The sequence below is a fragment of the Billgrantia zhangzhouensis genome (genome assembly GCF_021404465.1).
GTDB lineage: Bacteria > Pseudomonadota > Gammaproteobacteria > Pseudomonadales > Halomonadaceae > Halomonas > Halomonas zhangzhouensis.
On record NZ_JABFTT010000016.1, the window covers coordinates 15,623 to 39,253 of the forward strand.

Sequence of the window (23,631 nt, forward strand, 5' to 3'; positions counted from 1 at the left end):
TCGATTTGCTTGATTGTAGCAGGCACGACTAGCGTGAAGGCACGCCCCGAACAAGGACAAGGATCCAGCATGCCGAGCGTTCACGCCGTCACCTATTCGCTCCTGCGTCATCAGGGAATCACCACCGTTTTCGGTAACCCTGGCTCCAATGAGCTGCCTTTTCTCAAGGGCTTTCCCGAGGATTTTCGCTATGTGCTGGGGCTGCACGAAGGCGTGGTGGCGGGGATGGCTGACGGCTATGCGCTGGCCAGCGGCCGACCCGCATTCATCAACCTGCATGCCGCGGCGGGCACCGGCAATGCCATGGGGGCGCTGACCAACGCCTGGTACTCCCACTCGCCGCTGGTGATCACCGCCGGGCAGCAGGCGCGCTCGATGATCGGCGTGGAGTCGATGCTGGCCAACGTGGATGCCCCGCAGCTGCCGAAGCCACTGGTGAAGTGGAGCTACGAGCCGGCCTGCCCCGAAGACGTGCCCCGGGCGCTGAGCCAGGCCATTCATAGCGCCTCGCTGCCGCCACGGGGGCCGGTCTATGTCTCGATCCCCCACGACGACTGGGATCGCGAAGCGGGTGATGACGCGGCACTGGTCATAGAGCGCGAGATCGCCCACGCCGGGGTGCCATCATTCGAGCAGCTCGAGCGCCTGGCGCAGCGGCTCAATGCTGCCGAGAACCCGGTGCTGGTACTGGGGCCGGAGGTCGATGCGCGCCAGGCCAACGGTCTGGCCGTGGAGCTGGCCGAGCGACTATGCCTACCGGTTTGGGTAGCGCCTTCCGCCTCGCGCTGTCCGTTTCCCAATCGACACCCGTGCTTCCGCGGCGTGCTGCCGGCGGCCATTGCCGGCATTACCGCCCATCTGGAAGGGCACGATCTGATCGTAGTGGTCGGGGCGCCGGTGTTCCGCTATCACAAGTACGCACCGGGGCGTTATCTGCCCGAAGGGGCGGGCCTGGTGCATGTCACCGGCGATGCCAACGAGGCGGCTCGTGCTCCCATGGGGGATGCCCTGGTGGGCGACGTTCACGCCACGCTTGAAGCACTTCTGCCGCGCATCGAACAGAGCGCACGGGCCATGCCCGAGCCGCTGCCCAGGCCGGCAGCAGTGGAAGACGGCGAGGGGTACCTGGCCCCGGCCAACGTGTTCGACACCCTGGACGCGCTGGCGCCGGAAGACGCCATCTACGTCAAGGAGTCGACCTCGACGGTGGAGATCTTCTGGGAGCGCGTGGGCATGCGTGAACCCGGCAGCTACTTCTTCCCCGCCGCGGGCGGGCTCGGTTTCGGCTTGCCGGCGGCGCTCGGCGTACAGCTCGCCCAGCCCCGGCGACAGGTGATCGGCGTGATAGGCGACGGCTCCGCCAGCTACGCCATCACCGCGCTGTGGAGCGCCGCTCAGTATCGCATTCCGGCGGTGCTGATCATTCTCAAGAACGGCACCTACGGCGCCCTGCGCGGCTTTGCTCGGCACATGAAGGTCGACGATGCGCCGGGTCTCGACGTGCCGGACATTGACTTCTGCGCCCTGGCCCGCGGCTACGGAGTCGAGGCGCGTCTGGCCGATACCCACGAGGCTTTGGTCCAAGCGCTGCAAGAAGGCTTTGCGATGGATCGCCCACTGCTGATCGAGGTGCCGACCCTGCCCACCTGAGCCCGCATCACATCACCACTACAACGATAAGAGAGGACACGCCATGAATCACGCCATCTCCCGCAGCCTGCTCGCCGCCTGTGCGGCGGGCATCGTCTTCAGCGCGCAGGCCGACACCCTGCGCATGTCCCATTTCTGGCCGGCCAACTCCGACGTCAACAAGGAGATCTTCGAGGCCTGGGCCAAGCACGTCGAAGAAGCCACCGGCGGCGAGCTGACCATCGAGAACTACCCCTCCCAGACCTTGAGTCGCTCCGAGCAGGCCTACCAGGGTACGGTGAACGGTATCTCGGATATCGCCATCACCATGCAGGGCTATACCGCTGGCCGCTTCCCGCTGTCGGAGATCGTCCAACTGCCGGGGGTTTCCGGCAGCGCTCCCCAGGGTGGCTGCATTCTGCAGACGCTGTACGACGAGGGGCACATCGCCGACGAGTACGACGACGTGAAGGTGCTCTACCTGTTCACCACCGGCCCCGCTTATCTGCACACCCGGGGCCATGCCATCGAGACGCCCGATGACCTGCGCGGCCTGCGCATCCGTCGTCCCAGCGACGTGGCCGGGGAGATCCTCGAGCGTCTGGGGGCCAACCCCGTTGGCATGCCGGCGCCGGACATCTATACCTCGCTGCAGCGCGGCGTGATGGATGGCCTGAGCTTCCCCTGGCAGGCGATGAAGACCTTCGGCATCAACGAGCTGGCCGATCATCATCTCGAGGTGCCTTACTACACCGGCGTGGCGGTGGCAGTCATGAATCATGCGAGCTACGAGCGTCTTTCGCCGGAGCAGCAGGCTGCCATCGACGAGGTCAGCGGCATGGCCTGGACCCGTCGGGCCGGCGAGGTGTATGCGCGGCTGGATCGAGAGGGGCGCGATGAGGCCGAGGCTCAGGGCGGCACCATCAACACGGTGGAAGACCCATTGAACGATCCTGAGTGGTCGGGTCCGTTCAACGAGGGAACGGAGGCCTACCTGGTTCGCCTCGAGCAGCGCGGTATCGACAATGCGCGCGAGGTCTACCAGCGGGCGCTCGAACTGCGTGACGAGTGCCCCGTGGAACCAAATTAAGTGCGCGACTAAAGTCCCAACCCGATACGGGAAAAGTCCAAGTAATCCCGCTGATATTGCCTTATGCAGCCGTTAGCTTCGGGGAAAATGAGAGCGGACAATGCTGAAAACAACGCAATGGAGTGACCCATGACGACTCTCGGATTGCTGATCGGCGGCCAGGCCAAGGCTGCCTCTGGAGAAAGAACGTTCGAACGTCGCAACCCGTTCACGGGTGAGGTGGCGACCACGGCGGCGGCGGCTTCGGTGGAAGATGCCAAGGCGGCGGCGGATGCCGCGGGCCGCGCCTTCGCGACCTGGTCGCAAACGGGCCCCGGCGAGCGGCGCGGCAAGCTGCTCAAGGCGGCGGAGCTGATGGAGGCGCGCCAGGCGGAGTTCATCGAGCGCATGGTGAACGAGACCGGCGCCACGCCGGGCTGGGCCGGCTTCAACGTGATGGTGGCCGCCGGCATGCTGCGTGAGGCGGCGTCGCTGACCACCCAGATCCAGGGTGACGTGATCCCTTCCAACGTGCCCGACAACCTGGCCATGGGCATTCGCGTGCCCTGCGGCGTGGTGGTCGGCATCGCGCCGTGGAACGCGCCGATCATCCTCGGCACCCGGGCCGTGGCCACGCCGCTGGCGTGCGGCAATACGGTGATCCTCAAGGCTTCGGAGCAGTGCCCGGCGACCCATCATCTGATCGGTGAGGTGCTGGTGGAGGCCGGGTTCGGTGACGGCGTGGTCAACGTGGTCACCAATGCGCCCCACGAGGCCCCGCAGATCGTCGAGACGCTGATCGCCCACCCCGAGGTGGCGCGCATCAACTTCACCGGCTCCACCGGGGTGGGGCGGATCATCGCCGAGAAGGCGGCGCACCATCTCAAGCCGGTGCTGCTGGAGCTGGGCGGCAAGGCGCCGTTCCTGGTACTGGACGATGCCGACCTGGATGCCGCGGTGGACGCGGCGATCTTCGGCGCCTTCTTCAACCAGGGGCAGATCTGCATGTCCACCGAACGACTGATCGTCGATGTCTCGGTGGCCGACGCCTTCGTCGACAAGCTGGCCGCGCGTGCCGCGGCGCTCAAGGCGGGCGACCCGCGTGGCGAGGGCAATGCACTGGGCACCCTGATCAACGCCGAGTCGGGCCAGAAGCTCAACGCGCTGCTCGACGATGCCGAGAGCCGCGGTGCGCGCCTGGCCGCCGGTGGCCGGGCCGATGGGGTGATCATGCCGGCCACGGTGGTGGATGGCGTGACCCCGGCCATGCGCCTCTACAGCGAGGAGTCGTTTGGGCCGGTGGTGGCGGTGATCCGGGTCGAGGGCGAGGGGGAGGCCATCCGTATCGCCAACGACAGCGAGTACGGCCTCTCGGCGGCGGTGTTCAGTCGCGACACGGCGCGGGCGATCAAGGTCGCCGGGCGCATCCAGTCGGGCATCTGTCATATCAATGCGCCGACGGTGCACGATGAGCCGCAGATGCCCTTCGGCGGCGTCAAGGCCAGCGGCTACGGCCGCTTCGGCGGCAAGGCGGGCATCGAGGAGTTCACCGAGCTGCGTTGGATCACGGTGCAGCTGGGGCCGCGGCACTACCCCATCTAGGCTCGCCCGAAAACTGGCTGCGCTCGGCCATACGGCGTTAAAAATCGGCTCAAAGTACACATTTACAGCACGTAAACTCGTGTGCGAGCCCAGTCCGTCTTCACGCCGATTTTTGCCTTGCGACCCACATGGATGTGGGAAGTGCGTTGGCCCGTAGGGAACGGGCCTAGCCCTGGCCTTCGCTCGCCGAGTTTTCAGACAGAGCCTTGTGTCTCTCCGGGCGCTTGCAGTGGGCATCAGCCTCCCTTGCGGGCAGCGATGATACGGTCGAGAAGGTCGAGCAGCCACTCGCGCTCGCCTTCCTTCATGAAGCTGTCGAAGCTGTCTTCGCCCGCGGAGACCTTGCGGTTGAGCCGCTCGGTGAATTCCTTGCCCTTGTCGGTGAGGTAGAGGGCATAGGAGCGCCGGTCGTTTTTCGACTTGCGCCGTTCCACCACCTCCATGCTCTCCAGCTTGTCGATGGCCGCCACCATGGCGGAGCGGTCCACGTTCAGGGCCGTGGAAACCGCCGACTGGGTCAGCCCCGGGTTGTGATAGATGATGGCTAGGATGCTGAACAGTCCCGGCGTGATGCCCTCCTGCGCACAGGCTTCGAAGAACACGTCGAAGTAGACGAGCTGCGCCCGGCGTAGCTTGTAGCCGAGGCGGGATTGCAGCATGGAGTAGTCGATATCGTTCTGGTCGTCGTTGCTCATGAATATTTGGGTCCTGACCTGGATAGCCACGAGGCGGCAAGCAGCAAACAGCCTATCGGATACCGGGCGACGAAGCCTGTCACGGTCTCCAACTTTAGTCGTGACTCGGCCATGGAAATCGTCAAGGCGAAACGGTGTTATGACCGTATCTTTTTGATACTGAATGCTTATTCCACCTTTCTTCGGCTCCTTGGAAATAATGTTATTGTGGCAAAATGTTTGACATGACAACAGTTTAAAAAAATACTGGACTCCATGTTACCAAGGCTCCCATGCCGAGGGTAGCGAGATGCCCCTTTCGATCCTGATAACGATCACAAACAGCAGGAGCGCCCATGTCTTCCTCCTTTCGCGATGTCCGTCTGGGCACTGCCACTGCCAAGCTGATCCTGCGCGATGATGGAACCCAACTTCTCACTGTCGAGGAACCCCTCGGCGACTACCCCGATACGCTGCTCGAGTGCCTGGAACGCTGGGCCGACGAGACGCCGGAGCGTACCTTCGTGGCGCGGCGCGACGGTGCCGGCGAGTGGCAGCGCCTGAGCTATGCCGAGACCCTGGCGCGGGTACGCCGCCTGGCGCAAGGGTTGCTGAACCACGGCCTGGGCGTCGAGCGGCCCCTGGCCATCCTCAGCGGTAATTCCATCGAGCACCTGCTGCTGTCGCTGGCGGCGATGTACGTGGGCATTCCCTTCGCCCCCGTCTCGCCGGCCTATTCGCTGGTCAGCCGCGACTATGGCAAGCTTCGCCATATCGTCGAACTGCTGACGCCGGGCCTGCTGATGGTCGACAAGGCCAAGGACTTCGCCCCCGCCCTGGCGGCGGCGCAGCCGGCCGACTGCGGCTGTGTGGCGGTAGAAGCCGAAGGCTTCCCCATGGGCACCTTCGACAAGCTGCTGGATACCCCCGTGACCGCGGCGGTGGAGGAGGCCCGTGCGGCCGTCGGCCCCGACACCATCGTCAAGTTCCTGTTCACCTCAGGCTCCACCGGCATGCCCAAGGGCGTCATCAATACTCACCGCATGCTCTGCGCCAACCAGGAGATGCTGGCCTCGCTGATGCCCTTCATGCGCGACGAGCCACCGGTGCTGGTCGACTGGCTGCCGTGGAACCACACCTTCGGCGGCAACCACAACGTCGGCATCGTGCTCTACAACGGCGGCAGCCTCTATATCGACGACGGCCGCCCTGTGCCGGGCGAGTTCGAGAAGACCATCGCCAACCTGCGCGAGATCGCCCCCACGGTCTACTTCAACGTGCCCAAGGGTTTCGAGATTCTGGTGGACTACCTGAAGCGCGAGGATGCCCTGCGCGAGACCTTCTTCTCCCGGCTCAACCTGATGTTCTTCGCCGCGGCGGGGCTCTCCCAGCACATCTGGGACGAACTCGACCGCCTGGCCATCCAGACCCTGGGCTGCAAGGTGGGCATGCTGACCGGCCTGGGCGCCACCGAGACCGCCCCCTCGGCGATGTTCGCCTCGCTGGAGGAGTCCCGTTCCGGCGTGGTGGGCCTGCCGGCGCGCGGGGTGACGATCAAGCTGGTGCCCAACGGCGGCAAGCTGGAGTGCCGGGTGAAAGGGCCCAGCGTGATGCCGGGCTACTGGCGCCAGCCCGAGGTCACCGCCAGGAGCTTCGACGAGGAGGGCTTCTACTGCCTGGGCGATGCGGTCAAGTTCATCGATCCGGACGACCCCCAGCGCGGCATGCGCTTCGACGGGCGCATTTCCGAGGACTTCAAGCTCGACACCGGCACCTGGGTCAGCGTCGGGCCGCTTCGGGCGCGTATCATCGAAGCCGGTGCCCCTTATGTGAAGGACGTGGTGATCGCCGGGCTCGACCGGCCCTATGTGGCGGTCATGGTGTTCCCGGACCTGGAGAAGTGCCGTGAGCTGGCGGGGCTGGGCAGCGAAATCGATGCCGCCACGGTGCTGGCCAGCGAGCCGGTGCACGAGCGCTTCCTGCAGATGCTGCGGGACCTGGACGCCCACAGCACCGGCAGCTCCACCCGGGTGCGGCGCCTGGTGCTGCTCGACGAGCCGCCGCGCCTGGATGCCCACGAGATCACCGACAAGGGCTCGATCAACCAGCGGGCCGTGCTGGAGAACCGGGCCGCCATCGTCGAGGCGCTTTATCGCGAGCCACCGCCGCAGGGCGTGTTGCGGCTCGATTGAATCTGCAGAGTAACGGCATGAGCGATACCCATATGAACAATAACAACAGCAAGGCATGTGGTTCCGCGGTCGATGCGAGGGTGCTGCAGCGCTTCAGCCACGAAGTGCTTGGCCTGGCCGAGATACCCAGATGCCCGGCATCGAGAAGCTGGCTGCACGAAGCCGTTCAAGGCTTCGCTAATGTCGTGAGCTTCGATACGGCGTGGTGGGGGCAGGTGTATGTGTCCGCACAGGACGCGCCAGCGAAGAACCTGATGCATGGCAGCCTGGGTCTGAGCCCTTCGTTCGCCGAGGAGTGGAACGACATCTCCACCCTCGACCGATTCGCGAACGCTTCGATCTCTCGGTTGGGCCAGGCCGTCAGGGAGTGTCAGGGCGACTGCCCGGAGGAGGCGAAAACGGCGGTGGGAGCGTTCTGCGAACGGCATGACATCTACCATAGCATGGCCGTGACGCTGGATTTCCCTCCCAGCGGGATGCTGTTTTTCGTGTCGATCAACCGAGGCAAGTCCCGATTCGGCTTCGACGATGTCGATGCTCTGCTGATGGAGGAGTTCGTCCGGCACCTGGCTCGCTGTTGGAAAGCCTATTTGATGGCGGTTCGTTCCGATGGCATGTCGAACTACTGGGACGACTATGCGCTCTCGAGCAGGAAGGGGGAGCTGCTCTACATCGGCAGGGAAGTGGGAGCGGCCCTCAACGAGGAGTATGCCGGCTGGCAGGGCTCCCGCCTGCCGGGCAATCTATCCGACATGCTGGGACATGCGCCCTGCACCTTGTCGCCGGGAAGTCGGAGGGGAATCGTGGTGCAGCCCTGCGGTGAGCTGGTCTCCCTGACGATGTGCTCCCGCCGACACGCTTCCCTGCTCGCTCCGCGGGAGCTCAGTGCCGCGAGGCTCTACTCCCAGGGCAGTTCCTACAAGGAGGTGGCCCGTACGCTGGGCGTCACTCCCGCCACGGCCAGGACCTACCTTCGCAATGCCTATGTTCGACTGGGGGTCAGCAACAAGGTGGAGCTGATCCGGCGCTTCGTCATCCCGGCGGCGAGTGAGCCAAGCGCTGCCTTCCCCCAGTCCAACCTTCCCGTACGGTTAGAAAAGCTTGGAGATGGACCCCACCAGCGTCGCCGAGCAGACGTTGCTGGCGCCGAAGGCGGAGGCGCACTCGGATCTGGAAAGGTCGGTGTCGATGTAGGCCAGGCGCCAGTCCAGTCCCCACTGGCGCTTGCCGATACCGATTTCCCAATCGTAATAAGTGCTGCGCCGGGAGCCGTCATCGTCGACATAAATATCGCGGCTTTGATCCGTCAGGCCGTAGCGGAAGCCCAGCGTCGTCTCGTGAGGGAGGCTGTGTTCATACTCCAGCCAGGCGATGGTGCGCTTGGCATCGGGCTTCATGTCGTCGCTGTACTTGACGCCAAGGGTGACGCCGTAAGCGCTGAGTGTCGCGATCCACTCGCCGAAGTTGAACTGGTTGTCCCGAGGGTATTCGAACTCGATCCGAGTGAAGGAGCCCAGCAAGTTCTCAGTGATGGGGCGGGTAATGCCGAGGTAATAGGCAAATTCCCGGTTGGCCTCCGTGCCGAAATCGATATTGGAGGTGAAGATGCCGGCATGACCTCCGCTCTTGCTGTGGACCAGGGTGGCATCGAGCCACAGGGCGGAGTCGTTGCTCGTCATCGAGACCCCGCCGGCGCGATAGTCACTGAGGGCCTTGATATCGAGATAGAGGGAGAAATCGTCATTGATTTCCCAGGCATGCGCAGAGAAGGAGGCGGCGCAAAAAACGCCGGTAGCCAGCCAGGCCGATGTCTTGTTCATGTCTTTCTACCTTGTTGTTGAAATTATCGGGTCGTGACAGGTCGAGAGCTTGTGGGGAGCACTGGGGAGTCTTGAGCCCACAAGGGGGCGAAAAGCCTCCCCGATAGAAGGCCTCCCGAATGCGTGGTGCTTCGCTGCAACTAAGGGGTGAGGTGTGAAATCTTCTCGAGGAAGGCCAGGGTGTCGTCTTCCCAGCCTTCGGCATCGGGCGTGTGGCTGAGTTTGACGATGACCGTTTGGCTCTGCGGGTCGATGTAGACGAACTGGTTGTAGATGCCGATGGCCGAGTAGGCGTCACGGTCAGGGAAGGTCCACCACTGGTACTGATAACCGATGGGGGCGTCTTCCGAGATGCGCTCGTAGCCGGGATCGGAAACGGTGGCGCTTTCCACCCAATCTCTGGATAGCACCTGGACGCCGTTGGCTTCGCCCATGTCGAGCATCATGAGGCCGAAGCGCCCGAGGTCTCGCAGCGTGGCGTTGAAGCCGGCGCCGTAGAACTCGTTCCCGACGGGCTCCGGGCCGTCCATGATCCAGTAGGCGTCGAACTCCATGCCGGCGGGCTGCCAGAGCTTCTCCGTCATGTAGTTGGCCACCGTCGTATTGACGGCACCCTCCAGCACACAGCCGAGCACGCTGGTATCGAGGGTGGAGTAGTTGAACCTTTCGCCGGGCTCGTATTGGCGCTCGGAGGATGAGGCCGCGTAGTCGCACCAGCGGTAGCGGTAAGCGACCAGGGCGTTGTCGTGCACCTCGGTGAGCTGGGTGCTGCCCCCGAATTCATATATCTCTTCCCAGGCCACCCCGGAGCGCATGCGCAACACGTCGACAATGCTGACATCCTCGTAGCCGCTGCCAGCCAGGGCCGGTACATAGTCGACCACCTTGTCGTCGAGGCTGGCGATGCTGCCATCCTCGACGGCAAAGCCGATCAGGGTAGCGAGGATCGACTTGGAGACCGAGAAGACGGCGTGCGGGGTCGCCTCGTCGAGACCGTTGCGATAGCGCTCGTAGGCGATCTTTCCATCCTTGAGAACGAGCAGGCCATTGGTTCTCGTCCCTTCCAGAAACGCCTCGAGGGAAACTTGCTCGCCCTCCAGCGTGAAGGTTTCGTCGATCTCCATCGGGCTTTCTTCCAGGCCCCATGGGGCGGGCGGGGCCTCCACGGCTCGCGTGGAGAACATCTTGTCCAAGGACTGGAACGTCAGGTGGTTGAGGTCGGGGTAAAACATGTTGGCCCGGGAGTTGACCAGCGTTTCCGTTGTCCACTCGCTGTCGGGCGCTTGCGAGGGGGATGCCAGGGCAACGGTCGAATAGAGTGCGGCCAGTGCAGCAAGGGCGATGACGTTGTTCTTGTAGGCGCTATGCATGGGTCGTCCTTTCTTGGGTGGAGGGGGACGAGGGTCATGCTAGGGAAGGGAAAGTCGAAAAAAACCTCTGCAGATGCAGGGGGAGTCGCCCAAGGGGATGCCGAGTGGCTCAACCAATTCTTTGAAGCAGGGTGGGTTTTCCAGCTTTTGAGAGAAAGAGTGGAGCGGGCTGCCGATGCTCACCGCGCCCCGCGCCCTCGGCGAGCATTATCTCGGGAAGCTGGTCTTGATACCGGGGTAATGATGGGCAATGCCTCAACTGTCATGTACGGAATGGCGCATAACTGTCTCTGTTGTGTTTCGCCTCGTTGGGCTAGCGTAGCTATATCGCGGCCGATAGCGGGGCGAGCCAATTCGGCGACGCGAATGGCATCCGACGAGAAGAGGGGAAGATGGACTACAAGGCGATCGATATCCGACAGAAGCTTGGCCTGCTCAACGAGCAGTGGTCACCCAGGGTTATTGCCGAGATGAACGACTACCAGTTCAAGGTGGTCAAGCTCGAGGGCGATTTCATCTGGCACGATCATCCCGAGACGGATGAGGTATTCTTGGTGATGAAGGGCAACCTGCGCATCGATTTCCGCGATGGCGCGGTCAATCTGGCCGCCGGTGAGATGTTTGTGGTCCCGAAGGGCGTCGAGCACAAGCCTTTCGCCGAGCAGGAAGCGGAGGTGATGCTGATCGAGCCGCGCGGGATTCTGAATACAGGGCAGGCCGGGGGCGAGCGGACCGCCGAGAACGACGTCTGGATCTGATGCCGCATTTCAGTCAATTTTATTCCGCATGAATTTGTAGATCCGATCAATCGTCTTCCGAACCTCCGGTAGGTTGCGGTCATCCTGATGGATGACCAGCCATTGCTCGTGCCTCAACTCGTCGATCGGAGGGTGAACGCGGCGTAAACGATCCTGCGCATCCCCGATAAAGGTAGGCAACAGCGCAATACCAACGCCTGTGAGTGCAAGGTCAAGAGCGGCGCGAGGCTGGCTGATTTCACAAACGATGTCTTCTTCACTGATTTCACGGTCCACCCAGCGCGCCGATGGTGTGTCCACAAGCACTTTGATCCAGCGTTCCGGAGCTTCGGCCGCCATGTAGGGAGCAAACTCGACAGGATTGAGCTTCCGCGCTACCAGAGTCTTCTCCGTGGGTCGCTGGTTTCGAAAGCCGATCACCGCCTCCCGGTGCCGTATGCTGAGTACTTTCTCGCTGGTAATGAAACAGGGCTTGATGTCAGGCGGCTGGCCCGTGATCAAGTGCAATCGTTCCATCAAAAAAAGAGCCGTCCAGCTGCCGGCGGATATCTTCACGGCTGGCTTAATCTTCGCGCGCGGCTGGGTCAGTCTTTCAATACGAGCCTCTACCTCTTCAAGCCCTCGCAGCAGGGTTTGGCCGTCATCCGTCAGGGAATAGCCCAGCCTGCCTCGTACAAACAATTGGCGACCCAGGCTTCGTTCCAAGGCGAGCATGCGGCGACTGAGAGTAGGAGCGCTCGTGCCGACCCGACGGGCTGCTGCGGACAAGCCCTGCTCACGCGCGACAGTTATGAATAGAGCCAGAGATTCCCAGTCAACATGCTTTTTATCCATGAAAAGGCCTTTTCATTTTTACACTCTAGTCTTGTGGGTAGTAGTTAATATAGTTTCCGGTAAGTGAGTTTTAAGACTTCTTGATGGTTCCTGGGTGGTGCCGAATTTATCACTCGTAGAGTAGTTTTAGGAATAAGAGAATTGATGATGCAACTTATTGTTCCCCTATGTCCAGATGCTAGTGGTCGGACCCTTATGGTCGGCTTTCAAATGATTGATTACACAGAGAAACCTGCGAGAGCAGCAGGGTTGCAGGAGGATCGGTTCTATGAGGAGCATGGAAACTGGCTAGGCCATCTGATTTATCGCTTTTTTGAGATCTGTACGACCTGATGTCTCGAAAACCTCTGTGAGGTCAGCTCAACCGGGAGGAGCGCTGCCAACATTTTGTTAGCCTTGGCCTGATTTTTCTTCAGTGCACGTCTAGCCCTCGTTCGTATACGTTGCTATTAGCCCCGCAAATCTTGTGGCAGAGAATAACTTTGCAATGTGAAGAGGTGCTATGTCTCCCCCCTTTGAAGGCATTCGTGTCATTGATGCCACCCACGTGCTGGCCGGCCCATTCGCGACGTATCAACTCGCTGTGCTGGGGGCGGATGTCATCAAGGTGGAGTCGCCATCGGACCCTGACCAGGCGCGCCTGCAAGGGTCTGACAGGGAGCTGAACGATATCGGCATGGGTACGGCATTCATGTCCCAGGCCAGCAACAAGAAGGCCGTTGCCATCGACTTCAAGAAGCCCGAAGGGCAACGAATCATGAAGAGGCTGTTGGCAACGGCCGATGTGTTCGTCGAGAACTACCGCCCGGGCGCCCTGGAAAAGCTTGGGTTGGGATATGAAGATCTGGCCGCCATCAATCCGGCGTTGATCTACTGTTCCATCTCTGCCTTTGGCTCCACGGGGCCGCGCCGGGAGCTCACGGCCTACGATAATGTCATTCAAGCCTTCTCGGGCATGATGGCAATGACAGGAGACCGTCAGACGGGGCCGCTCAAGAGCGGTGCACCGGTCGTCGACTATGCCACCGGTACGACAGCGGCATTTTCCATTGCCTCGGCGCTTTTTCAGCGTGAGCGGAATGGTGGGAAAGGGCAGTTCATCGATGTGTCGATGTTGGACACGGCCCTGATGCTGACAAGTCCCTATTTGACCGCACTGCTGTGGAACGGAAAAGAGCCGGAGCCAAAGGGCAATACGTTTCCTTTCGCCACGATCGGTTGTTACCACGCCTCCGATGAGCCGTTGATGATTGCTGCGTCCAACCTGACGCAGCAGAAGCGTCTGTGGACGGCGCTGGGGCGGGAGGACATGATCAAGGAGAACAACAACCAGCGCCTCGATAGCCATGAGGAAGAAGCCAAGGTCATTGCTGAAATCATCAGTACCATGACGGCGGACTACTGGGAGACGTTCCTGCAGGAGCGGCGCATTCCGGCGGCGAGGATCAGGCGCCTGGAGGAAACCCTGGCCGACCCTCACGTCGGCGCGAGGGGCATGTTGCACAGCCAGCCCATCGAGGAGAACGATGAGCGTGCGCTGGTCGTGCCGATCTCGGCGTTTACGATGTCCGCGGGTGAGCGGCGTATCACGTCTCCACCGCAAAAGGTCGGCGCCCAGACGGCGGAACTGCTCGCCAGCCTGGGTTATTCAGTGGACGATCTTCATGCCCTGAAAGCCGCTGGGGTCATTGGCGGTGCATTGGATGAGATTCGTTAGGTGACCGCAATGAACCATCCTATCGAATGCCTGGCACGGGTGGCAGACGAGTGGCAGCGCCGACCTTTGCCTCCTGAGGTGGATTGGGCGACACGCCGCGCGCTGTTGGATTGGTTTGCCACCACGCTACCGGGCACTCGCCACGCACCTGCCACGCTGCTCTCCAAGGCGTTTGCCAGCACGCGGGGCGGCGGCAAGGCAGTGTGCTATGTCGACGGGCTGCAGGGCGCGCCACGCCATGCTGCCCTGTTGAACGCCACTGCCAGCCATACGGTCGAGTTCGACGATATCTTCAAGGACGGCGGCTACCACCCCGGCAGCTCCACCATCTCCGCCGCGCTTGCAGTCGCACAGGATATCGGCGCATCTCGCGAGCAGCTGCACCGTGCCATTATCGGCGGCTACGAAGTCGGCTGCCGTATCGCGCTGGCCATTCAGCCAAGCCACTACACCTACTGGCATACCTCGGCCACCGTGGGCACCATCGGCGCGGCAGTCTCTACGGCGATGCTCCTCGGCGCCAGCCAGCCGCAAATCGGCCACGCCATCGCCCTCTCGAGCAGCTTCGCCGGCGGACATCAACAAAACCTGCAAGGCGAAGGCATGGCCAAGCCGCTGCACGCCGGTCATGCGGCGGATGCGGGAATCCTGGCCGGAATGGCCGCCGCCCAAGGCGTGACGGCATCGCTCGACAGCCTGCATGCGCCTAACGGCTTCGCCGCGGCAACCAGCGACTCCAGCGGAGATTGGAAAGCCGCGCTGGATGGCATCGGCAACTGGACGCCCATCACGCGCATGACGATCAAGAATCACGGCTGCTGTGGGCATATCTTCCCGGCGCTCGATGGACTGAAGGTGCTCAGGGAAAGAGAGAACATACCCCTTGACCAGATCCAGAGAATCCACATCGAGGGATATGGCGCTACCTACTCGATGTGCAATCGGCCCGTCCCGAACACGGCCCAGGAAGCCAGGTTCAGCCTGCAGTATTGCGTTGCTGCCTTTTTGCTATCAGGAAAAGTCAGGCTGCAGGCGTTCGAAAGCGCGATGCTGAACGATGCGCGAATGCGTGACCTGATGAAAAAGGTGACGGTGTCGGAGAGGCAGGACATTGCCAAAGCATACCCCGCGAAGCGGATGGCCAACATCATTGTGACGACCGCCGATGGGAAGGAGGTCTCCCATTTCCAGGAATCTCGCAAGGGAGACCCGGAAGATCCCATGTCGGATGATGAGCTGATCGAGAAATACGATGAGTTGACGACAGGCATCCTTCCACGGCCCGAACTCGAGAAGATCAAGGGCAACATCATGTGGGGTAATGAGCTGCCTGGCGGGCTTGGGTTGTCGATCTAGCATTCACTGAACCAAAGGTTGGCCAAGCACCAATTTATCGTCGGTGGAAGCGTTTTTTAGGTCATGCCAGCATTGGTCAGTGTTGATGCTTGGTTCTTGTAATTGATAAAAGTGAGGTGAAGAAAATGAACAATAACTTCAAGAGCACGGTTTCGAAAACGGTTTTTAACGTTGCCGCCATTTCGTTGTTGACCGTAACTTCTGCCGGTAACCTTGCGGTCGCAGACGAGGGTGACTGGCCGTCAGGTCCAGTGAATCTCGTCATGCATACTCAGGCGGGTGGTTCGGCGGACGTATTCATCCGAACGCTAGCTGAAACGATGGAACCCCAGATTGGGCAGCAGATCGTCGTTATCAATTCGCCGGGCGGCGCGGGTGCCACCCAGATGTCCCGTATTCGCAGTGCGAAGCCCGACGGCCTGACACTGGGCATCAATACGCTTTCCCACTTCACCGGGATGCTGACCAATCTCAACGGTGTTTTCGAGCTGGATGACTTTGCCTGGATCGCCTCGGCGCAGGAAGACGTGCATATCGTCTTCTCCAGAAGCGAGACGGGTATCGAGAGCGTTGGCGAGCTGCTCGAGAAAGCCGGAAATGGAAGCGAGAAAGTCAGCGTAGGAGGATTCGGCCCGGAAGGTTCCACGCAGCATATCGCCATTTCCATGCTCGAGAACGAGGCCGATGTCGAATTCGAGTGGATCGCCTATAACGGCACGCCCGACATCATTGCCGCTGTCATGGGTGGTCACGTGGACGTTGGGATCTCCAACCTCAGTGCGTTAAAGAGCTTTTTCGATGCCGATCGGATTCAAGGAGTCGGTGTCATTGCGGAGGAAAGACTGGAAGGACTGCCGGACGTTCCCACCTTCGCAGAGCAAGGAGTCGACATCGATACCGGTTGGGTTCAGGTTCGCGGCGTTTTCGGTCCCGCCGGCATCCCGATGGAGACGCAGCAGCAGATCGCCGATGCATTCCATGAGGCCATGCGCTCCGAACATTACCAAGCGTATGCACGTAATGCCGGGGTCACCGATTCATGGATGGGCCCGGAAGAGTATACGGAGTTTGCAAGAAGGATAAGTGAAGTCGCCAAGGGTGAATTGGAAAAGTCTGGCGAATAGAAGATTGATACCGTCGGTGCGGCAAGGTTGATACTTCTGCCACACTGATTTCCTCAGAGTTGCGTGTCCTGTTTTATGCCCCGTTCTTCTCCTGTGGCTCTTTAGGGGTTCCCCTTGGCCATGGGCGGGGCCTTTTCTTTCCTTTGATTGAAGTGCGGGCAGGCAATGGCCTGGGTTTTATCGGGAAAGCCGTTGGGCTTCATTCTTTAAATAACTTTTTACATGACGGCTGTCATTCAAGAGGGGTGTGTCATGAGCCAGAACGAGCTGGTCAACTTTACGCTGGATGACGGAATTGCCCTGCTGACGCTGAACCGTCCCGACAAGCGCAACGCCATGAGCGATGCCATGCGGGCCGAGCTGGTGGAGCATCTGCTTGCGATCCGCACCGATCGCGCCATTCGCGCCTTGGTCATCACAGGGAGCGGCAAGGGTTTTTGTGCCGGCGGCGACATCGCAGGCATGAAAACGCGGATGGAAGCCGACCCTGCCACGGTGGGATTCAACGGCTGGGAGCGACAGCAGGGCGTGCACTACGCCGCCAGCCTGCTGCTGAACCTGCCGATTCCCACCGTGGCGGCCGTGAACGGCTCGGCGGCGGGGCTGGGCGCGGACCTGGCCCTCTCTTGTGACTTCGTCGTGGCATCCGAGCATGCCCACTTCACCTGGGCCTACATCGCCCGTGGGCTGGTGCCGGATGGCGGCGGCATGTACTTCCTGCCCCGTCGTGTCGGCCTGGCGCGTGCCAAGGCGCTGATCTTCAGCGGTCGCCGTGTGAATGCCGAAGAGGCCCTGCAGCTGGGCATCGCGGATCGGCTTTGCAGCGCCGACGAGCTGTTGGGCTCGGCCCGGGCCATGGCGGACGAGATGAGCAGTGGCTCGCGTACGGCGATTGCCCTGACCAAGTCGGTCATCAACAAGAGCTACGAGATGTCCGAGCACCAAGTATTCGCCGAGGGCAGCAAGGCCCAGGGCATCTGTTACACCTCCGAGGAGCATCGCCGCTCGGTGCAGGCCTTTCTCGATCGCATGAAGGAGGCGCAGCAGTGAACCAAATACCAGCAGTGAACCAGATCGATGCCCTCCTCAATCCAAGAAGTATTGCGGTGATCGGTGCCTCTGCCGATCCGAAGAAAACCTCGGGCCTGCCCGTTTCCTACCTGATCAAGCATGGCTTCGGGGGGCCGATCTATCCGGTCAATCCCAAGGCCGACGAGATCCAGGGCCTCACCTGCTACCCGAGCGTGGAGGCGCTGCCTGAGGCCCCGGATGTCGGCCTGGTGCTGCTCAATGCCAGGCGCAGCATCGATGCGGTTCGCGGACTGGCGCAGTTGGGCTGCAAGGCCGCGGTGGTGCTCGCCAGCGGCTATGCGGAGGCGGGGGAAGAGGGCCAGGATCTTCAGGCGCAGCTGAAGGAGGCCGCCGGTTCCATGCGTATCCTGGGGCCGAACACCATCGGCCTGGTCAACCTGACGGCCGGCATTCCCCTTTCCGCCAGCGGGGCATTGGAGGTCAGCGAGCTGCCTGCCGGCAGCGTGGCGGTGGTCTCGCAGAGCGGCGGCATCCTGGGGGCGCTGCTCTCGCGTGCGGCGGGCCGCGGCATCGGTCTCTCCTCGCTCATCTCCACCAGCAACGAGGTGGATCTGGAGGTGAGCGATTTCGTCGAGTACCTGATCGACGATCCCAGCACCAAGGTGATTGCGCTCTATCTGGAGAGCATTCGCCACCCTGCGCGCTTCCGTGAGGTGGCGATGCGGGCCCGCGAAGCAGGCAAGCCGCTGGTGGTGTTCAAGATCGGGCGCTCCGAGGCGGGCGCCAGCGCCGCCAGCTCGCACACCGGAGCACTGGCGGGAGAAGACCACGTCTACGATGCCTTCTTCCGTGAGCTCGGCGTCATTCGCGTCAACACCTTCGATGAATTCCTCGACGTGCCCGCTGTCCTGGTGGCCGGCCGCCAGCTGGCGGGGCGCCGCGTCGCCGTGCTGACCTCCACCGGCGGTGCCGGTACCCTCATCGCCGACAGCCTGGGCATCAATGGCTTCGAGACGCCGCCACCGGATCAGGCCACCGCGGAGAAACTGCGCGCCCTGCAGGGCGATACGCCAACGGCACTAGACCGCAACCCCATCGACGTGACCCTGGCGGGGCTGCAGCCCGATCTGCTGCGGCAAGCGATTCGCATCCTGCTCGAAAGCGACAGCTACGACGCCCTGATCGTGATCATCGGTTCCTCGGGCCTGGCCATGCCGGACCTCGTGGTCGGGGCGATCAGCGATAGCCTCGATTCCAGCGACAAGCCGGTGCTGGCTTACGTCAGCCCCTATGCGCCGAATACGCTACAGCGCCTGAACCGGGCGGCGATTCCCGGCTTCAGCTCGCCGGAAAGTTGCAGTGCAGTGCTCGAAGCCCTGCACATCACCAGTCAGCCGCTGAAGGCTGGGGCCAGCCAGCCGAGCGTCCAACTGCCCGACGTGAGCGGCCTGCCCCAGGGCGCGATCGACGAGGCCGCCGCCAAGCAGCTGTTTGCCGAGGCGGGCATTGCCGTACCGCCGAGCCGTGTCGTGCACACGCGCGAGGAGGCCGAGCGCGCCGCCAGTGAAGTGGGAGCGCCGGTCGTGCTGAAGGTGCTGGACGCCAACCTGCTGCACAAGAGCGACATCGGCGGCGTGGCGCTGCACCTGAATGCGGACACGATCGGCGATCGCCTGGAGCAGATGACGCACCAGGTGAAATCCCACGTGGGGCGCCGTCCCGACGCCTACCTGGTGGAGGCGATGGTGTCGGGCGGCCACGAGCTGATCCTGGGGGCCAATCGCGATGCCCTGGGCACGGCCATCCTGCTGGGTGCCGGTGGCGTCACCGCCGAGCTATTCAAGGACACCGCCATCCGGCTGCTACCGGCCCAGGGCGGTCTCACGCTGGAACAGGCCAGGGAGATGATGCAGCAGCTGACCACCTGGCCCCTGCTCGACGGTTATCGCGGTGCGCCGCGGCGCGATACCGAAGCGCTGGCGCAGGCGATCGTCAACTTCTCCGCCCTGATGGCGGCGCTGGGCGAGCGCCTGGTGACCTCGGAGATCAACCCGCTGTTCGTCCTGCCGGAAGGAGAGGGCGTGGTGGCGGCGGACGCGGTGCTCGTCCTCGATGAGGGCGGCGGGGAGGGCGGCTCCCATGGCTGAACCGCGTACCGGCGGCCAGGTCCACCTGCGCCAGGAGGGGGCGGTGGCGGTCATCACCCTCGACAATCCTCCGGTCAACAGCAGCACCGACGCGGTACGCCGGGGCATCCTGGCCGCGCTGGGCCGGATCGACGTGCAGCGCACCACGGCTGTCGTGCTGACGGGGGCGGGCCAGCACCTGATGGCCGGCGCCGATCTGCACGAGCTGGAAAACCAGCCGACCGAACCGACGCTGCCGCAAGTGACGGCCGCGCTGGCTGGCTTTCCGCTGCCGCTGATCGCCGTGGTCAAGGGCCACACCCTGGGCGGCGGGCTGGAGCTGGCGCTGGCCTGCGATGTGCGACTGGCCACACCCACCGCCATGCTGGGGCTGCCCGAGGTCAGCGTCGGCGTCATCCCCGGTGCCGGCGGGACCCAGCGCCTGCCACGCGCCGTGGGACTGCCCAAGGCGTTGGAGATGATCGTCAGCGGCAAGCCCATCGCGGCCGCCGAGGCCAACCGGATCGGACTGGTGGACGAGCTGCTGACGGCGTCGGAAGAGGGCGCGGCGCTGCAGGCCGAAATCCTGGCCTACGCGAATCGCTACCGGGGCGGAAAACGGCCCCTGGCCGAGCGTGACGTCGCCCCCGTCGAGGAAGCGACGCTGCAGGCTCAGGCGCAAAGGCTGCTGGCACGTTCACGCGGCTTGCCGGCGGCAGCCGTGGCGGCCGAGGTGGTAATGAGTGCCGCCAAGTCGAGCTTTGCCGAAGCGGTGGCCAAGGAGCGGGGGCACTTCCTCGCCCTGCGTGGCAGCGAGCCGGCACGCGCACTGCGCTACCTCTTCTTCGCCGAGCGCGAGCCGCCCTTCACGCCGACCCAGGCCGTGGCGCCTCGCTCACTGGAGCGAGTCTCGGTGATCGGTGCCGGAACGATGGGCAGCGGGATCGCCCTCTGCGTGCTGCAAGCCGGTTATACGGTCGATCTGCTGGAGCGGAGTGCCGCGGCCCTCGAGGCGGGGGTGAAGCGGATCGCTCAGGAGCTGGAAGGGGATGTCGAGCGTGGGCGCATGACGGCCGAGCGGCGCGATGAGCTGCTGGCGAAACTGCGGCCTACCCAGGAGATCCAGGCGGTGGTCGGCACGGACCTGGTGATCGAAGCCATCATCGAAGATCTCGACATCAAGCGGGTGCTGTTTGCCGACCTGGCCGGTCTTGTCGGCGAGGACACGCTGCTGGCCACCAACACCTCCTATCTCGATATCGACCGGATCGCGGAGTGTATCGCCAACCCGGCGCGCGTGCTTGGGCTGCATTTCTTCAGCCCCGCGCAGCGTATGGCGCTGCTCGAGGTGGTGCGCTGCAAGACGACCAGCGAGCAGACGCTCAGCACTGCCATCCAGTTCTCTCGGCGCCTGAAGAAGAAAGCCATCGTGGTCGCCAACAGCTGGGGATTCGTCGGCAACCGGCTGTACGCGGCCTATCGCCGTCAGTGCGAGTTCATGCTGGAGGAGGGCGCCAGCCCCGAACGGATCGATGCCGCCCTGGAGGCGTATGGCTTTGCCATGGGGCCGTTCAAGGTGGCCGACATGTCCGGGCTGGATATCGCCTGGAGGATGCGCCAGCAAACCATGGCCACCCGGCATCTGCGCCGCTATGTCGGAATCCCCGATCTGATCTGCGAAGCCGGTCGCCTGGGGCGCAAGACGGGCAAGGGCTACTACCGCTACAGCGAAGACAAACGCCCCGTCCCGGACCCCGAGGTCGCCGGAATCGTCGCGCGCTACCGCCAGGAGCAGGGCATCGAGGCGAGGACGACCAGTGACGAGGAGATTCAGCAACGAGCGGTTCTCGCCCTGATCAACGAGGCGCTGCTGTTGCTCGATGAAGGCGTCTGCCAGCGACCGGCGGACATCGACATTGCGCTCGTGCACGGATACGGCTTCCCTCGCTGGCGGGGCGGGCCCCTCTTCATTGCGCGCCAGATGGGCCACGAGCGACTCCTGGCAGCACTCGAATGGCTCGCCGAAGTCAGTGGCAAGGGCCATGAACGGGGCGATGCCAGTCTGGTGGGACGTCGATATTCTCCTTTCGTCTAGTTTGGCCCTAACGTTTACGTCGGTCGAGACTGAAGAATAGTCAGTTTCTGCGGATATGTTTCTGCGCCATGATGATGAAAAGGCTTGGATGAGCTGTTGAACATTACAAGAATTCTGGAGAGCGCCAATGAGTGATTTGTCACATGACTCTGAAGCCAAGGACGATGTCGTTTCGGAGGTCAAGATAAGCAAAAAATGGTTTGAGGTTTTTGTTTATATCGTCCTTTTCCTGGTCAATGCCTTTTACTTCAAGGAGTCCTTGGGCCTGCCGGGGTCGCCGCGTGGTATTGGGGCCGGTGGATTTCCCTTCCTCGTCTCCCTGATCATCGGGGCATCGCTGATCGCGCTTCTCGGCGTGTCATTGGTTGCGCCAAGAAAGGGGGAAGTGGAGCCCTTCATTGCTGTTCGTCGCCCGGTGCAAGTCGTGTCGGTTATCGTCGTCATGCTCGCCATGGTTCTGTCTCTCCCGTGGACCGGGCCTCTTGTCGGTATTGCGCTACTTTCGCTGCTGGTGATGTGGCTGGGGGGCGAAAGACGTTATCTCCTGTTGCTTGGCCTACCGCCGCTGTTGTCCGTGGGTATTTATGTCCTCTTCGTGCTGGTACTTGGCGTCTATTTCGATTGAGGTGTGATCATGATTGACAATCTCCTGATAGGCCTGGATGCCTTTGCGAATCCGATGGTTCCCCTCGGCCTCGTCGCGGGCGCCCTCATCGGTTACCTGATCGGCGCCATTCCAGGCTTGGGGCCAAGCCTGGGTATCGCCCTGATGATCCCCTTTACCTATGGCATGGATCCCATCGTTTCCATCGTCATGCTGGTTTCCCTGTTCGCCGCGGCCGAGTACGGTGGCGCCATCTCCGGCATCCTGCTCAACTCCCCAGGTACGGCGGCGGCGGTTGCGACAGCCTGGGATGGCTACCCGCTGACCAAGCAGGGAAAGACGGGCATTGCGCTGAATATCTCCATCATCTCTTCGGGTGTGGGTATCTTTGCCAGCGCGGTTCTGCTGTTCCTTACCGCGGTGCCGCTTTCCGAATATGCGCTCAACTTCGGGCCTACTGCCTACTTCGCTCTCGCTCTTCTCGGCCTGAGCCTGGTCTCCAGCCTCTCCTCCGGCTCGCTGCTGAAAGGTGCCCTGGCCATGGGTATCGGGCTGGCCCTGGCCACGATCGGCCTGGATACCCAGACGGGGGTGCCTCGCTTCAGCTACCACGCCGATTTCTTCGAGGGCTTGCCCCTGGTGCCCGCCTTGCTGGGTCTGTTCGCCCTTTCCGAGGTGCTGTACATGATCGAGGCGGGGGCTAGCCATAAGACCAAGAACCAACCCATGAGCGGGATCCTGGCCGTACCTTTCAAGACGTTCTACAAGATGAAGACGCTGTTCCTGAGGAGTTCTCTCATCGGCTACTTTGTCGGTGTGATACCCGGTGCAGGCGCTTCCGTCGGCTCCTTCGTCTCTTACGCCGTTGCCAAGCGTTTTTCCAAAAATCCTGAGCTGTTTGGCAAAGGCAGCTACGAGGGCATTGCGGCTTCGGAAACGGCGAACAACGCCTCGGTATCCGGGTCGCTGGCTCCAATGCTGGCCCTGGGTATTCCGGGCTCTGCCACCACGGCCATCATGATCGGTGCGCTCATGATCCACGGCATACAGCCGGGACCCTTGCTGTTCACCACCAACCCGCAGATCCCCTATACGGTCTTTGTCTCGCTGTGGATCAGTGTGCCGATCATGGTGTTCATCGGCCTGGCCGGCGCCAGGTTCTGGGCGAAAGTGGCCGATATTCCGCGCCCGGCGATAGCCGCCATCGTTGCCTCGATCAGCCTGATCGGCGCCTACGCATCCGAAAGCTCGATGTTCCCGGTCTATGTGGCGCTGGCATTCGGTGTCATCGGGTATGTACTGCGCAAGGCCAACATTCCCTTGGCTCCCGTCATCCTGGCTCTGGTACTGGGCGATATGCTGGAAACGAACCTTCGCCGTGCCCTTTCCATGTCGAATGGCGATGTGATGACATTCGTGACGAATCCCCTGAGTGCCACGCTGCTGGCGGTTGCGGTGCTATCGTTCGCCTTGCCGGCGCTGGGCGCTTTCCGTAACAAGATCAAAGGATTTCGTCGACAGCGCCCGATCGTCAGATAGCGGTGAACTGAAAAACTGTCGATAACGCTGGGGCGGGCGCGATGGGTGCCCGCCCCTTTGAGTTTTCCGGTTCAATCGGCTCCAGCACTA

The 23,631-nt window shown here is 62.4% G+C and carries 17 protein-coding genes and 1 pseudogene; 14 read left to right on the plus strand and 4 right to left on the minus strand.

What is annotated here, in order from left to right:
- The first annotated feature begins 69 nt into the window (after positions 1 to 69).
- The 3 genes from mdlC (at position 70) to HOP51_RS18275 (ending at position 4,300) form a co-directional block, all read left to right on the plus strand.
- A complete protein-coding gene (gene mdlC, locus HOP51_RS18265) occupies positions 70 to 1,650 on the plus strand; it encodes a benzoylformate decarboxylase (RefSeq protein WP_234275315.1) in 1,581 nt (526 codons plus the stop codon).
- A 43-nt stretch (positions 1,651 to 1,693) separates the two neighbouring features.
- Positions 1,694 to 2,719, plus strand: coding sequence for a TRAP transporter substrate-binding protein (locus HOP51_RS18270; RefSeq protein WP_234275316.1), 1,026 nt, complete (start codon positions 1,694 to 1,696; stop codon positions 2,717 to 2,719).
- 129 nt (positions 2,720 to 2,848) lie between these two features.
- Positions 2,849 to 4,300 (plus strand): aldehyde dehydrogenase, encoded by a 1,452-nt coding sequence (locus HOP51_RS18275; protein ID WP_234275317.1) that lies wholly within the window; start codon positions 2,849 to 2,851, stop codon positions 4,298 to 4,300.
- Between the two features lie 236 nt (positions 4,301 to 4,536).
- Here the strand turns inward: HOP51_RS18275 and HOP51_RS18280 are convergent, their stop codons facing one another.
- Positions 4,537 to 4,995, minus strand: coding sequence for a MarR family winged helix-turn-helix transcriptional regulator (locus HOP51_RS18280; RefSeq protein ID WP_234275318.1), 459 nt, complete (start codon positions 4,993 to 4,995; stop codon positions 4,537 to 4,539).
- Between the two features lie 335 nt (positions 4,996 to 5,330).
- On the opposite strand from HOP51_RS18280, the gene HOP51_RS18285 reads away from it, so the two are divergent.
- Entirely contained in the window at positions 5,331 to 7,166 is a 1,836-nt protein-coding gene (locus HOP51_RS18285; protein ID WP_234275319.1) for a feruloyl-CoA synthase, read from the plus strand.
- An 839-nt stretch (positions 7,167 to 8,005) separates the two neighbouring features.
- Positions 8,006 to 8,179: pseudogene (locus HOP51_RS21105) on the plus strand (response regulator transcription factor); the annotation flags it as partial.
- A gap of 78 nt (positions 8,180 to 8,257) precedes the next feature.
- Here HOP51_RS21105 and HOP51_RS18290 read toward each other — a convergent pair.
- Entirely contained in the window at positions 8,258 to 8,986 is a 729-nt protein-coding gene (locus HOP51_RS18290) for a TorF family putative porin (RefSeq protein WP_234275320.1), read from the minus strand.
- A gap of 140 nt (positions 8,987 to 9,126) precedes the next feature.
- Positions 9,127 to 10,356: a serine hydrolase domain-containing protein gene (locus tag HOP51_RS18295; RefSeq protein WP_234275321.1), complete on the minus strand. Its 1,230-nt coding sequence runs from the start codon at positions 10,354 to 10,356 to the stop codon at positions 9,127 to 9,129.
- A 392-nt stretch (positions 10,357 to 10,748) separates the two neighbouring features.
- Here HOP51_RS18295 and HOP51_RS18300 point away from each other — a divergent pair, with 392 nt between their 5' ends.
- Complete coding sequence (locus HOP51_RS18300) at positions 10,749 to 11,114, plus strand: cupin domain-containing protein (protein WP_234275322.1); 366 nt, start codon at positions 10,749 to 10,751, stop codon at positions 11,112 to 11,114.
- Positions 11,115 to 11,123: 9 nt separating this feature from the next.
- Here the strand turns inward: HOP51_RS18300 and HOP51_RS18305 are convergent, their stop codons facing one another.
- A complete protein-coding gene (locus tag HOP51_RS18305; RefSeq protein WP_234275323.1) occupies positions 11,124 to 11,948 on the minus strand; it encodes a LysR family transcriptional regulator in 825 nt (274 codons plus the stop codon).
- A gap of 502 nt (positions 11,949 to 12,450) precedes the next feature.
- Here HOP51_RS18305 and HOP51_RS18310 point away from each other — a divergent pair.
- The 8 genes from HOP51_RS18310 (at position 12,451) to HOP51_RS18345 (ending at position 23,541) form a co-directional block, all read left to right on the plus strand.
- Positions 12,451 to 13,665 carry a CaiB/BaiF CoA transferase family protein gene (locus HOP51_RS18310; RefSeq protein WP_267957797.1) on the plus strand — a complete coding sequence of 405 codons (1,215 nt, stop codon included), beginning with the start codon at positions 12,451 to 12,453 and terminating at the stop codon, positions 13,663 to 13,665.
- A gap of 9 nt (positions 13,666 to 13,674) precedes the next feature.
- Entirely contained in the window at positions 13,675 to 15,021 is a 1,347-nt protein-coding gene (locus HOP51_RS18315; RefSeq protein WP_234275325.1) for an MmgE/PrpD family protein, read from the plus strand.
- 125 nt (positions 15,022 to 15,146) lie between these two features.
- Complete coding sequence (locus tag HOP51_RS18320) at positions 15,147 to 16,145, plus strand: tripartite tricarboxylate transporter substrate binding protein (RefSeq protein WP_234275326.1); 999 nt, start codon at positions 15,147 to 15,149, stop codon at positions 16,143 to 16,145.
- Positions 16,146 to 16,397: 252 nt separating this feature from the next.
- Positions 16,398 to 17,195 (plus strand): enoyl-CoA hydratase/isomerase family protein, encoded by a 798-nt coding sequence (locus tag HOP51_RS18325; protein ID WP_159555028.1) that lies wholly within the window; start codon positions 16,398 to 16,400, stop codon positions 17,193 to 17,195.
- Positions 17,192 to 19,324: an acetate--CoA ligase family protein gene (locus tag HOP51_RS18330; RefSeq protein ID WP_234275327.1), complete on the plus strand. Its 2,133-nt coding sequence runs from the start codon at positions 17,192 to 17,194 to the stop codon at positions 19,322 to 19,324. The genes HOP51_RS18325 and HOP51_RS18330 overlap by 4 nt, the downstream gene beginning before the upstream one ends.
- Complete coding sequence (locus HOP51_RS18335) at positions 19,317 to 21,398, plus strand: 3-hydroxyacyl-CoA dehydrogenase NAD-binding domain-containing protein (protein WP_234275328.1); 2,082 nt, start codon at positions 19,317 to 19,319, stop codon at positions 21,396 to 21,398. The genes HOP51_RS18330 and HOP51_RS18335 overlap by 8 nt, the downstream gene beginning before the upstream one ends.
- A 127-nt stretch (positions 21,399 to 21,525) precedes the next feature.
- Positions 21,526 to 22,023 (plus strand): tripartite tricarboxylate transporter TctB family protein, encoded by a 498-nt coding sequence (locus HOP51_RS18340; RefSeq protein WP_234275329.1) that lies wholly within the window; start codon positions 21,526 to 21,528, stop codon positions 22,021 to 22,023.
- Positions 22,024 to 22,032: 9 nt separating this feature from the next.
- Positions 22,033 to 23,541, plus strand: coding sequence for a tripartite tricarboxylate transporter permease (locus tag HOP51_RS18345; RefSeq protein ID WP_234275330.1), 1,509 nt, complete (start codon positions 22,033 to 22,035; stop codon positions 23,539 to 23,541).
- The last annotated feature ends 90 nt before the right edge of the window (positions 23,542 to 23,631 follow it).

Bases quoted from the DNA above. Each gene is read 5' to 3' on its own strand.
- HOP51_RS18275 (WP_234275317.1), top strand. From the start codon at position 2,849: ATGACGACTCTCGGATTGCTGATCGGCGGCCAGGCCAAGGCTGCCTCT.
- HOP51_RS18295 (WP_234275321.1), bottom strand. From the start codon at position 10,356: ATGCATAGCGCCTACAAGAACAACGTCATCGCCCTTGCTGCACTGGCC.
- HOP51_RS18325 (WP_159555028.1), top strand. From the start codon at position 16,398: ATGAGCCAGAACGAGCTGGTCAACTTTACGCTGGATGACGGAATTGCC.
- HOP51_RS18300 (WP_234275322.1), top strand. From the start codon at position 10,749: ATGGACTACAAGGCGATCGATATCCGACAGAAGCTTGGCCTGCTCAAC.
- HOP51_RS18345 (WP_234275330.1), top strand. From the start codon at position 22,033: ATGATTGACAATCTCCTGATAGGCCTGGATGCCTTTGCGAATCCGATG.
- HOP51_RS18315 (WP_234275325.1), top strand. From the start codon at position 13,675: ATGAACCATCCTATCGAATGCCTGGCACGGGTGGCAGACGAGTGGCAG.
- HOP51_RS18320 (WP_234275326.1), top strand. From the start codon at position 15,147: ATGAACAATAACTTCAAGAGCACGGTTTCGAAAACGGTTTTTAACGTT.
- HOP51_RS18310 (WP_267957797.1), top strand. From the start codon at position 12,451: ATGTCTCCCCCCTTTGAAGGCATTCGTGTCATTGATGCCACCCACGTG.
- HOP51_RS18290 (WP_234275320.1), bottom strand. From the start codon at position 8,986: ATGAACAAGACATCGGCCTGGCTGGCTACCGGCGTTTTTTGCGCCGCC.
- HOP51_RS18270 (WP_234275316.1), top strand. From the start codon at position 1,694: ATGAATCACGCCATCTCCCGCAGCCTGCTCGCCGCCTGTGCGGCGGGC.
- HOP51_RS18305 (WP_234275323.1), bottom strand. From the start codon at position 11,948: ATGGATAAAAAGCATGTTGACTGGGAATCTCTGGCTCTATTCATAACT.
- HOP51_RS18285 (WP_234275319.1), top strand. From the start codon at position 5,331: ATGTCTTCCTCCTTTCGCGATGTCCGTCTGGGCACTGCCACTGCCAAG.
- mdlC (WP_234275315.1), top strand. From the start codon at position 70: ATGCCGAGCGTTCACGCCGTCACCTATTCGCTCCTGCGTCATCAGGGA.
- HOP51_RS18280 (WP_234275318.1), bottom strand. From the start codon at position 4,995: ATGAGCAACGACGACCAGAACGATATCGACTACTCCATGCTGCAATCC.
- HOP51_RS18340 (WP_234275329.1), top strand. From the start codon at position 21,526: ATGAGTGATTTGTCACATGACTCTGAAGCCAAGGACGATGTCGTTTCG.
- HOP51_RS18335 (WP_234275328.1), top strand. From the start codon at position 19,317: ATGGCTGAACCGCGTACCGGCGGCCAGGTCCACCTGCGCCAGGAGGGG.